Raw genomic sequence first — 11,559 nt, 5'->3', positions numbered from 1 at the left:
CAGCGGCCCGATCACCGTCCAGGCCTGATCAGTCAATTCATGACGTCGCACCACGAACGGAGCAACGACCAACCAACTTTGCGGACACGCCCTAGAGGGCGGAGCGCTTCGTGGCACCACGCGTACAACGAACGATTGACACTCTGCCCGTACCTCCCCCCGGGAAGGACGGCTCACCCCCACCTCACAACCCCCGAGCCCCCCGCACCCTCTCCTCCGCCTGCTCCACCTCGTACCGCCCGGCAGGGTCCCCGTTCCTGCGCTCCACCGCTGCCCGAACCAGGGCGAGGTAGAAGAGTGTCGGGGCGCAGGGCGTCCAGCGGTCCTCCGGCTTGTCCGCGATGAAGGAGAGCACCGACTCCGGGTCGGCGTCGACGAACTCGAAGCGGTCGTGTTCCCACTTGTCGGTGATGCCGCGTGTCCAGCGCAGCCGCAGGGCCGCCTCGTCGAGGTCCGGCAGGACCGCGCGGAAGAACCCGGCCCACTGGTGGTTGACGAGGTCGATGCCGAAGCCGAGGAGTTCCAGGCGCAGCCGGTCCGCGTGGTGGACGGCGAGTTCCTCGTGGAGGGCGCGGCGGGCGACGGCGTGGAGACTGATCGGGCTGCCGTCCTTGGGAAGGTCGTGTTCGCGGGCGACGCCCTCGTTCGCCGAGGAGTTCCAACGTGCGGTGTTGGGACCGGCCACCTGCGCGCTGCGCCGGGAGAACAGCATCTTGGCGTCCTTGCCGGTCTCCAGAGCCACATTGACGCCGAAACTGCAGTTCATCCAGGCGGGTGCCTCGACCGGGTCCTTGTCCTCCAGGTACTGCTTGCGCAGGGTGAGGCCGTTGTGCTGGCGCCGTTCCAGATTCAGCGAGGTGGTCAGGAAGTCGAAGTAGTCGGCGTCCCGCAGGGAGAGCGAGACCACCGGTTCCTCGGCGAGGTGCGTACGGGTCACCACGATCCGGTCGACGGCGAACCGCTCGTTGTTCCAGCGGTGCGGCAGGCCACTGGCCTCCTTGCGTTCCTCCTCCGCCTCGATGGAACGCCGCCAGGCCCCGATCTCGGCCGGGAACTCCACCCGTTCCGGTATGTGGCGGACGCGGACGTTCTCCTCGCGGATGGGCCGGGTCCCGTCGCCCTCGAAGAGGTGGCAGCCCGTCGCCCGGCCGACCATCGTGAATCTGTCTCGCATCGTCAACTCCACTGCAACTAGGGTGGGATGGGACGACGGCGGCGGGACCCCGTCGAGTGCATGATACGGAGCGATGTGGGCGATCAGCGGGCGCTTTGGCGGACGGAACGGCGTTCCTCGTCCCTGGTGGGCACCGTCGCGGTGGCCGCGTACGCGCATCCGGACGAGGGCGCGCGGCAGCGTCTGGCCCGGCCGCGCCTGGAGGAGATCCGGGTCCGGTTCGCCAGGACCGTACGGGAGGAACTGGGGTTCGGTGAGGGCCTGCCCCTGGACGGGGGAGGGTCCACCCGGCAGGAGCTGTGGGCCGGGCTGGAGTCGTTCCTGGCCGTGAACGCCGCACGCAGGGTCCTCTACTGGACGGGCCACGGCGTGCACCGCGCGGACGGCGGCTACTACCTCGCCTGCTCCGACTCCTGGCAGTCGGGGGAGTTCCGGCCCGAGCGGGCCGTGTCCCTGGTCGCCCTGGTGGACAGGCTGCTGCGGCCCGGGGACGAGAGCCACACCCTGCTCGTCGTCGACGCCTGCTCCTCGCACGGCTACCACTCCCTCAACGAGGCCCTGCGCCACGCCCTGGACCTGGAGCGCAGCGCGGCCGTGTACCGGGCGCGGGAGACACGCAGCGGCGGCTTCGCCGTGATCGGTACCTCGGGCGCCGACACGGAGGTACCCGAGGGCCGCTGGGTGCAGTGGCTCCAGGAAGCGCTGGCCAAACCGGACTTCGTCGCTCCCGACCAGGCCCGCCCCTTCGAGCCGTCCGCCCTCTACCTCCCCCTGCCCTATCTGCGCGACGCCGTCGACGCGGAGGCCGCCGCCGCGGGTCTCGACGACCCGGCGCAGCGGCCCGGGTACATCGAGGTGCGCGCCCTGCCGAACAGCTTCCTCGACAACCCGTACTACCGCGCCCTGGACCATCCGGAGTACCGGCCGGCCGTGATGAGCCGGCGCACGCCGTGGATCGAGGCCGAGCAGTTCGGACTGGAGCACGGCAGCCACCTCACCCGCCACTTCGCGGGCCGACGGGACGCGCTGAGCCGGATCGTACGGTGGATGGAGACCCACCCGAAGGGACTCCTCGCCGTCACCGGCCTGGCGGGGACGGGCAAGACGGCACTGCTGGGCCGCCTCGCCCTCACCTCCCTCCCGAGCAGGCACGAGACACTGGGACCGGCGCTCGACCCGGCGACCCTGCCCCGGCCCGGAACCGTGCACGCCGCGCTGAGCTGCACCGGACAGTCCGCCCACTCGCTGGCCGCGTCCCTGCGCGAGGTGCTCTCACAGGTCGACGGCGCCCCGCCGCTGCCCGAGGACCGGATGATGTCGAAGGCGTTCACCGACGCCCTCGGGGAACTGGTCGAGCGGGCCGGTTCGGTGAACCTGCTCTTCGACGCCCTGGACGAGGCGCTCCCCGACCAGGCCCACGACATCGCCCGCCAACTCCTCAACCCGCTCTCCGCCCTGCCCGGCGTCCGCGTGATCGTCGGAACCCGCGCCCAGCCCCGCAGACGGACCACCGCGGCCGTGGAGGAATCGCTCCTGGACACGCTGGAGCAGAGCGTGGAACCCGTCGTGCTGCGGGACGACGCCGAGGCGCGCGCCGGTATCACCGGCATGGCCCTGTCGGTCCTGGACGCGGACCGCTCCCCGTACCGGGGCGACGGGCGGCCCGCGCAGGACCGCGCCTGGACGGCCGAGACGATCGCCGCGCGGAGCCAGGGATCGTTCCTGGTGGCCCGACTGGTGGCGGCCGGACTCGCCCGCCGGGCCCGGATCGTCCCCGAGGCCGATCTCCTCACCTGGATCCGCGGCGGAGGAATGGACCTGCGCCGGCGCCTCGCGGAGGAGACGGGGCACCTGGAGCGGCAGCCGGGCGCCGGGCGGGCCCGGGAGGTGCTGCGGGCGCTGGCGGTGATCCAGGGAGCCGGGCTGACCCCCGACCCGACCTGGCTCACCCTCGCCGACGCGCTCCGCGACGACGGCACCCCCGAACTCACCCTGGACGACCTGCGCCAGGTGTGCCGCAGCGCCGACGGCGGCATCGTCGCCACCCGCAAGGAGACCGGCCCGGACGCGACCGGCCGGGTCCGCTACCAACTGGCGCACCCCAGCTACGGCGAGTTCTTCCTCGACGACGCCCGGCTGAGCGCCCAGGAGGCACACCGCAAGGTGGTCGGGACCCTGCGCACCCGGGCCGGGAGCGACTGGAGCGGCGCCGGGGACTACACCTTCGCCTATCTCGGCGCCCATGCCGCCCAGGTCGGCCCGCAGGCCCTGCGGGAACTCTTCGACGACGTCCGCTTCCTGATGCGGACCGACCCCGATGTGATGCTGCCGCTCGCGGCCGGCCTCGCCCGGGACTGCGACGGGGCCGCCCTGTACGGCCGGGTCGCGGGCTCCTTCCCCCGCACCCCCTCTCCGCCGCCACCGCGGGCCCTGCTCGCCCGCAAGGCCCTGACCAGCGCCACCGCCTTCGTCAGCCACCGCGAGGCCACCTACCGCACGCTCCGCGACACGGACGGGTTCCTGCCCTGGCAGGAGTACTGGACCGACGTATGGCCGGCGCCCGCGGAGTGGCGGCGCGCGGCCCCCGTGGGCGGCGCCAGAGCCCTCAGCTGGCGGACCGGAACGGCGGGGGCGGCGGCCTCGGACACGCTGACGGCCGGGGGAGTGGGCGAGATCCAGGTCCTGCACCCCGAGTCCGGCGCCCGCCTGCTGACCCGGCGTCTGCCCCGGTCCGGCGATGGACGGTCCGGCATCCTCAGCGAGGTGCGCGAGGTGGGCGCCGGACCCCGCTGGGCCACCGTCGCCCGCGACGACCAGGCCGTCTACTTCTGGCGGGCCGGCGCCCGCGCCCCCGACCAGGAGTTCCGGTGGGGCGGCACGGTCAGGGCGCTGGCCACCGCCGAGACGGCCACCGAGACCGTCGCGCTGGCGGCCGACGGGTCCCGCATCTGGCTGTGGTTCTGGAAGAGCGGCATGCAGCAGCACGGCACCCATCTGGCCGACATCCGCACGGTCGACGTACGGCACCTGGCCGCGCTGACCCTGGGGACCCGCCTGTTCGTCCTGGCCGCGGGGGAGAGCGCCGAACTCTTCGAGGTGGACCGGCGGGTGAACCGGGTCGGCGGACTGCACCCCGGGCACCTGGCCGTCGGCGTGCTCGACTACCCCGCGCTGGCCGCCGCCGCGGTCAGCACCCCGGCGACCGCCACGGCCCCCGAACAGGGCTGGCTCGCCGTCTCCGACGGCCAGCGCGTCCACGTGTGGCGCTGCGAGACGGACGGCGGCACCCCCGGCGACCTGCCGGAGCCGGTGCTCGTGGCGCAGTACCACTCGAAGGCCCAGGGGCTCGCCTTCGGCCGACACGACGGCGAACTGCTGCTCGCGGGGTACGAGGACGTCGTCGTCCGGATCTGGTCCGTCGGAGAATCCGGACGGGAGACGGCGTTCCAGCTCGACGCGCCCCGGCAGGGCGCCATGGCCTTCGAGCCCGGCGGGCGCGGGCTCCTCGCGGTGGCCGACGGCCCGGACATCCGCTTCGTCGACGCGGTCGCCGCCCTGGAGTCCGGCCACCAGACGCTGCGCCGCCCGAGCAACGAGCGCCCCGCCGTCGCCCTGGCCCCGGCACCCGGCGGGCCGCCCCTGCTGTGCCGCACCTGGGGCGACCGGGTCCGGGTGTCCCGCCCCGAGCGGGACGCCCCGGCCTCCGGGCCCGTCACCGAGCTCACCCATGACCGCATGGTGACGGCGGTGGACGCGGCCCGGGTCGCGGACGGCTGGGCGGTGGCCGCCGCGGCGGGCCGGACCGTACGGCTGTGGCGGCTCGGCGAGGACCTGGGCGTGCTGGCCAGCCGGGACATCGCGCTGGGCGGCGACGCCGGGCAGCCCGCCCGCGCCCTGAGCCTGCTCGCGGACCCGGACGGGGCGACCCTGCGGCTGTCCGTCCCCGACGAGCGGAGTCTCACCCTCCACGACATCCCGGTCGGCACCGGGAACCCCGACGGCAGCGCGACGGCCCGCATCAGGACCGACTCCGGCTTCTGCGGCATCGACGCCAGGATCATGACGGACGGCACCCACTGGCTCGCCGGGGACCTGGGGGACCAGCTGAGGGTGTGGCGCGGGCAGGGGGACGGGACGATGGAACAGCGCCTGCGCATGACCGCCACGCCCTCGTGCCTGGCCCTCGGCGAGCTGTACGACGCCGAGGACGCCGAGTCGCTGCCGCTGCTGGCCTGGGCGGACGGCGGCAGCGTGTACGTGAAGGACTGCTCCGGCGAGGGCCTGAACCCGCCGCGGCGACTGGAGGGGTACTTCCCGGCAGTGACCTCGCTGCTGTTCGCGGGCCCCGTGGAGCGGCCCGTGCTCCTGCTCTGCGACGAGCGAACCATCTCCCCCGCGTGGGACGTCTGGTCCGGCAACTGGCTGGACGGCCCCGGAATCCCCTCACGCGGCTACGACGTCCACGCCGTCGACACCGCTCCCGACGGTGAGGGGCTGGTGGTGGCGTTGCAGGGCAGGGACCGGTGCGACCTGATCCGGCTGCCGGACTCGTTCTTCACGACGGTTCCTGGACGCGAACCGGTCGGAGGCGGCGCGGCGGCGCAGGGGTTGCGGATGCCGCCGTGCGACGGGGCACTGGCTGTGGGGCAGCGGCGGTAGGTGTGGGGTGCCGAACGTAGAAGTACGGCAGTGGCACCGGCCACAAGTGGCGGCGAGACAGAAACCGAAGAGGGGGAGCGCGGAGTGGAACACGACCTCGTGGTGTTCGTGCCGGGATTTCTCGGCACCCGGCTGTGCCGTGACGGGCAGGACGTCTGGGCGCGATGCGGTGAGTCCCTCATCCACTCGCCGCCCACGGCCCAGACGCTGGCCGAGATCGCCCTCCCGCCGGGACTCGGCGACAGCCCGCCCGAGGCCCGCTTCCGCCTGGACGCCGACGAACTGCTCACCACCCCCGACTCACTGCCCGGCCTGATCTCCTCCCTCGGCCACCCCGACCTGCGCGCCGCTCTCGGCGACCTCCCCGCCGCGCAGACCGTCGTCTTCACCTACGACTGGCGGCTCTCCCACCGCCTGGCCGCCCGCCGGCTGAGATCACGCGTGGCGAGCGAACTCGACCGCTGGAGCGAGCAGGTCGGCACCCACTACCCGGACCGCCCCGACGATCCCCGGGTCGTCCTCGTCTGCCACTCCACGGGCGGCCTGATCGGACGTCACTACCTCGAATGCGAGGACGGCCGGAACACCACCCGCAGCCTGGTCACCCTCGGCACCCCGTACAAGGGCCTTGCCCAGGCGGCCCGACTCCTCTCCGGCCACGCGATCCCCCGGACCGGCGGTCCGGGCGCGGACATCCGGGCCAGGCTGAACGACGTACTGCGCGACTGGGCTCTCGACCTGCCCGCCGTCGCCGAGCTGCTGCCGGTGTACGCCGCGGTCCGCGCCGAGGGCAGGACCCGCCTGAGGACCGTCACCGACCACCGTTTCCCGGTCCCCGGCCTGCCCACCGCCGCGATCCGTGGTGCCCTGGACCTCCACGAGAGGTTCCGCACGGCGAGGGACACACACCGCCGTACCGACCCGGACGGCCGTCCGCCGTACACGGTGCACTGTCTGGCCGGGGCCGACTTCCCCACCCCCGAGACCCTCACCGTCGCCTCCGACGGTTCCGGTCTCCTGTGCGGCGGCGAGGACGCCCTCGGCCTCGGCCCGGGAGACGGCACGGTCCCGCGTCAATCCGCGCTCGCGGACTGGGCGGGCGACGAGCACAGCCCCATGCTCTGGACCGGCTCCCGCAACACCGACATGGCCGGTGCCCCCGTCCTGCGTGACATCCTCGCGGCGGTCCGCGGGGGACGCGCTCCCGGCAGCATGCTCGCCGGGGACGAGGGCATCGCCCTGCACTTCCCCTCCCCGGCCGTCGTCGCCGGACGCCCCTTCGCCGTCGAACTGCTCGGCCACAACCTCAGGGGCCGCAATCTGCGGACGTTCATGTGGCGGTCGGGCAGGGCGGCCACCAGAGAGCCCGTCGTCTTCGAGGAGCACGGACCCGACCGGTACCGGGCGGAAGTGGCGGCGGCGCCGGGCCGCTGGTGGGTCGAGGCGGTGGTCGACAGCCCGAAACGCTTCGACCGCAGGGACGTGACGGTCTTCGCGGCCTGAGCCGGGGTTCGGGGAGGAGGGGAGGCAGGGGAGCCGAGCGTTGGAACGGACCGAGCAAGCCCGGAGCCGCCGGGACAAGAAGGGAACACGCCATCACACCTGCGCCCGACACCGACGGGGACAACGCCCCTGACTGGCCGCAGTGCACGCACAGCGACGCCGGACAGCGCTGCCGGGGCCGCCGGGCAGGCACCCGTACGGCCTGTCTGGCACACCTCGACCCCCACGAGCGCGCCGCGTACCTGTCCGGTCTGGCCCCGGGCGCCTCCCTCGACCACCGTGGCACCCCCTTCACCCAGGCCCTCCTGGACCAAGTGCTCACCCCGCTCCGTGACCCGGCCACCGGGTGTGCCCGGCTCGGACAGACAGAGTTCGACGAGGCCCGCTTCGTCGGCGACATCACCTTCGAACAGATCGTCTTCTCCGGCTTCTGCTCGTTCGCGTCGGCGGTCTTCGAAGCGGGCGCCTACTTCCGCGACACCCACTTCCGGCACGACCTCAGATGCGGCAACACCGACGTCACCGGCGAACTCTGGCTGGAGAACACGCTCGTCGACGCCGACGCCTGGTTCTACGGCGCCCGGATCGGGAACGTACTGCGCTTCTGCGTCGACCACGTCGGAGGCACGGCGATGTTCAAGGGCGCCACCACCGCGGAGGCCCACTTCACCGGGGTCCGCTTCCGGGGCGCCGCGCGCTTCGACGGGGCCGTCGTCAACGGCCGGGCGTACTTCGACGGCGCCGTCTTCGAGGACGGCGCGGACTTCGAGAGAACGACGATCACCGGCGCCGCCTACTTCGAAGGCGCCCACTTCCACCGCAGCCGTGCGACCTTCGAGGGCGCGGAGCTGGGGGCGGAGGTCCACTTCACCGAGGCACATCTGGAGACGGGAGCCACCTTCGCCGGAGCGGGGATCGGCGGCGACCTCGCCTTCTCCCAGGCCCGCGTGGAAGGGGACGTCAGCTTCCGCAGAGCGGTGTTCCGCCGCACGGCGATGATCGGCCCTCTGGTCACCCCGGGTCTGGTCGACCTGTCCGACGCGGTCTTCGAGTCCGCCGTGACGGTGGAGGCCGCGGCGGCACGGCTCCACTGCCGCCACACCCGCTGGGCGTCCACGGCCGCGCTCCGGCTGCGGCACGCCGCCGTCGATCTCACCGATGCCGTACTCGAATTCCCGGTGACCGTCGCGAACCGGTCCGCCCCCTTCAGCACCCCGCCGAACGCCCCGACCCCGACCGGCAGCGCCACCGTACGTGTGACATCACTGAGCGGCGTGGACGCCGCCCACCTGGTGCTGTCCGGCATCGATCTGACGCACTGCCGTTTCGTGGAGGCGGTCCACCTCGACCAGCTGAGACTGGAGGGCCGGTCGCTACTGGGCCCGCCACCCGAGGGACTGTCCCGGCGCGGCCCGCTCCCCGTGCGCTGGACCCGCCGCCGGACCCTCGCCGAGGAGCACCACTGGCGTGCCGCCCGCCACGACACCCCGGGCGGCTGGACGCCCGCCCCGGAAGGCGTCCGGCCCCATGAGCCCGCAGTCCTCGCCCCGGTCTACCGGCAACTGCGCAAGGCACTGGAGGACGGCAGGAACGAGCCCGGCGCCGCCGACTTCTACTACGGCGAAATGGAGATGCGCCGCCACGACCGCGAAACCTCCCGCGGCGAGCGGATGATCCTCGGCCTGTACTGGGCGGTGTCCGGCTACGGCCTGCGCGCCGTCCGCGCCCTGGCCTGGCTGGGCCTGGCCATGACCGCCACCGTGCTGGCCATGATGCTGTGGGGCCTGCCGGGGAACGACCCGGCCCCGGTGAGCACGGGCACCGTCGTCGGCACCGAAGTGACGGTGACCACGAAGAAGCCTGACCCGGCCAACCCGCAGGGCCCCCATTTCCAGCGCCTGTCCGCGGACAGGTTCGAGAAGTCACTGCGGGTGGTGGCCAACTCGGTGATCTTCCGCGCGTCCGGCCAGGACCTGACCACCGCGGGCACATACATCGAGATGACCGCCCGCCTGGCCGAACCGGCCCTGCTCACACTCGCGGCTCTGGCGGTACGGAGCCGGGTGAAGCGGTGACGGGGAGCGGTGGTGGGGTGTGGGCGGCCCCCCGCGCCCCAGTCGGGCGGGGGCGGCCGTGCTGGTCGCGGTCAGCGGGTTCGTACTTGGTGACCCGGTACATGACCGGGTGCCACGCCCGCACCCTGTGGACCTTGCCGTCACGGCAGCCGAGACTGATCCAGGAAGCCCTCGATCAGCGCGCCCGGGTTGGCGGCTCTGGTGGCCTCCTCCTCCCAGCCTGGGCAGTCCATGTCGAACACGACCACGGGCAGGGGGCGGCCGAAGATCCTCTCGATGGTGCCGCTCGCGTGGAGGTAGCGGGCGAGGTCGGTCACGGCCTCGTGGAAGTGGAGTTCGAGGAGGCCGGACTTGGCGCGAAGCTCATCGTCCTCCAGCATCCGGCTGAGATCGAACTCACCGTCGTACCAGATGCCGAGGCTCCTGGCCTCCTCCACGTAGAGCGGGGCGCCGACCGGGTCCTCAGGAACGTTGCCGATGTAGCCGAACTCGGATTCCGAGCCGGATGGGGGAGCACCCGCGCGGTGGGGGGCAACTTCGTACTACTGAGTCCGGAAGTGGTGGAGGTGCCTACCCGGCCGCTGGTCGAGCCGGACACCTGCGGCTCGTACGGGCCGGGAAGCAGGCGCGCGGTCAGGGAGCGACGCAGATGAGGTTGACCTACGACAAGCTCATCGCCCTGCCCAGGGACCGTGCCGCCGCAACCGCCCCGTAGGTCACCGCATCAGCAGCTGTCGCCGTTGGCGGCGCGTCATCGGTGTCCGGAACGACATTGGCTCTCCCCGGTGGAACGCCCACAGATACGCCACCCGGCCAGCGCCCCGAACGCCTCTCCCGCAGGCCCACCCGCCCGCCGCCCCTCCGACCTCCCCCGTCGGCCGTCGGCCGTTGCCGTGATGGGCGCTACGGGAACCGGCACCGGGCGCGGACGGAACACCCGCCGGTGGACGAAACGCCTAGTGTCCGGTCCCGGTGCCTGGGTCGGAACGGGCGCTGTCCGCAACGGTGCGTCGCAGAGAGGCAGATGATGAGCAGAGGAACGTTGTTCTCCGGGATCGAGCGCGGTCGTTTACGAGGCGAGAGGCGCAGCACCGGGGGTCGGACCTGCCTGGTCGCACTGGCCGGGGCCGGGCTGCTCGTCGGTCTCGCCGCGCCGCCCGCGGTGGCCGCCCGTCCGGAGTCAGGGTGGGTCAACAGCGGCGGCGGCGCCCGCAGCGACTTCGCGCCCGCCGTCCTGAACTACGGAGGCATCGAGTACACCGTCGTGACCGGCCTCGACAACCGCATCTGGGTCAGCTACAACGGCAACCCGTTCCGGCAGATCCCGACGGGCCATGACACGCGCGAACAGCCGGCCGTGGCCGTCATCGGGGGCCGGATCGCCGTGTTCCACACCGGCACCGACGGCGCGGTCTACTACACGCTGCTACAGAACCTGGAGAACAACGGCTGGTCAGGGTGGACCCGGGTACCGGGCACCGCGGTCACCAGCGGACCACCCTCCGTCGCGGTGGTCAACGGGAACATCGCAGCGATCACGGTGGTCACCCGGGAAGGCCGGGTGGCGGTCCAGCGCATGGAGATCCAGCCCGGCGGCACGTCCTACCGCAGCAACTACGCCGAGCTGATGAACTTCCAGCTGCCCCCGGAACTCCCGGCGGGGAACAACGGCGTCATCGCGTGGACCTGGAACACCGCGATCGGGAACCGGGAGATGTACATGAATGTCGCCGCGGTCGGACTGGACCGCCAGGTGTGGACCGGCGCCTTCAACCTCAACAACCCCGGCGAGAGCGTGTCACCCGCCCCCCTGCCGGGCGGCGGCGTCTGCAACTCCAGCGTGGCCGCCGCCCGGGGCGGCCCCTCGGACAGGGTCGCCGCCCCCGGCGACTCCGACTACCACAGCATGAACCACCAGGCCGTGGCCTGTCTCGGCACCGACGGCAACGTATGGACCAACCAGACCAGCAACGGCGGATCCAACTGGGAAGGCTGGAACCGCACCACGGACGGCGCGGGCCCGTCACAGCGCAGGCCCTCGCTCACGGGCGCCGGGAACACCCTCGAACTCGGCATCAGCTGGAACGCCGGCGCCAACCCGCGCTTTCCCGATGACGCGATCGTGGAGAAGAGCCTGTTCTGACCCCG

6 protein-coding genes are annotated in these 11,559 nt (G+C 72.7%); 4 read left to right on the top strand and 2 right to left on the bottom strand.

The features are described 5' to 3' along the window. Window positions 1-184 precede the first annotated feature (184 nt). Complete coding sequence (locus tag ABZX40_RS38665) at window positions 185-1,174, bottom strand: translation initiation factor 2 (protein ID WP_355749895.1); 990 nt, start codon at window positions 1,172-1,174, stop codon at window positions 185-187. 60 nt (window positions 1,175-1,234) lie between these two features. Between ABZX40_RS38665 and ABZX40_RS38660 the strand changes: the two genes are divergently transcribed. The 3 genes from ABZX40_RS38660 to ABZX40_RS38650 all read left to right on the top strand — a co-directional run bounded on the left by ABZX40_RS38660 (window position 1,235) and on the right by ABZX40_RS38650 (window position 9,411). Further along, window positions 1,235-5,833, top strand: coding sequence for a peptidase C14 caspase catalytic subunit p20 (locus ABZX40_RS38660; RefSeq protein ID WP_355749898.1), 4,599 nt, complete (start codon window positions 1,235-1,237; stop codon window positions 5,831-5,833). Window positions 5,834-5,917: 84 nt separating this feature from the next. Then, window positions 5,918-7,336: a hypothetical protein gene (locus ABZX40_RS38655; protein ID WP_355749901.1), complete on the top strand. Its 1,419-nt coding sequence runs from the start codon at window positions 5,918-5,920 to the stop codon at window positions 7,334-7,336. Window positions 7,337-7,650: 314 nt separating this feature from the next. Next, window positions 7,651-9,411, top strand: a complete 1,761-nt coding sequence (locus ABZX40_RS38650) for a pentapeptide repeat-containing protein (protein ID WP_355749904.1) — start codon at window positions 7,651-7,653, stop codon at window positions 9,409-9,411. 140 nt (window positions 9,412-9,551) lie between these two features. Here ABZX40_RS38650 and ABZX40_RS38645 read toward each other — a convergent pair whose 3' ends face one another. Continuing rightward, on the bottom strand, window positions 9,552-9,848 hold the full coding sequence (locus ABZX40_RS38645; RefSeq protein ID WP_355749907.1) for a hypothetical protein: 297 nt from the start codon (window positions 9,846-9,848) through the stop codon (window positions 9,552-9,554). Between the two features lie 590 nt (window positions 9,849-10,438). Here ABZX40_RS38645 and ABZX40_RS38640 point away from each other — a divergent pair. After that, entirely contained in the window at window positions 10,439-11,554 is a 1,116-nt protein-coding gene (locus tag ABZX40_RS38640; RefSeq protein WP_355749910.1) for a hypothetical protein, read from the top strand. The last annotated feature ends 5 nt before the right edge of the window (window positions 11,555-11,559 follow it).

This window comes from Streptomyces sp. NPDC004610 (assembly GCF_040609715.1).
Classification (GTDB): Bacteria; Actinomycetota; Actinomycetes; order Streptomycetales; family Streptomycetaceae; genus Streptomyces.
The sequence above is the reverse complement of the archived record's forward strand: the minus strand, read 5'-3'. Positions and strand labels throughout refer to the sequence as shown.

Excerpts from the sequence above, each read along its gene's own strand:
- ABZX40_RS38665 (WP_355749895.1), bottom strand. The coding sequence starts at position 1,174 with ATGCGAGACAGATTCACGATGGTCGGCCGGGCGACGGGCTGCCACCTC.
- ABZX40_RS38660 (WP_355749898.1), top strand. The coding sequence starts at position 1,235 with ATGATACGGAGCGATGTGGGCGATCAGCGGGCGCTTTGGCGGACGGAA.
- ABZX40_RS38640 (WP_355749910.1), top strand. The coding sequence starts at position 10,439 with ATGAGCAGAGGAACGTTGTTCTCCGGGATCGAGCGCGGTCGTTTACGA.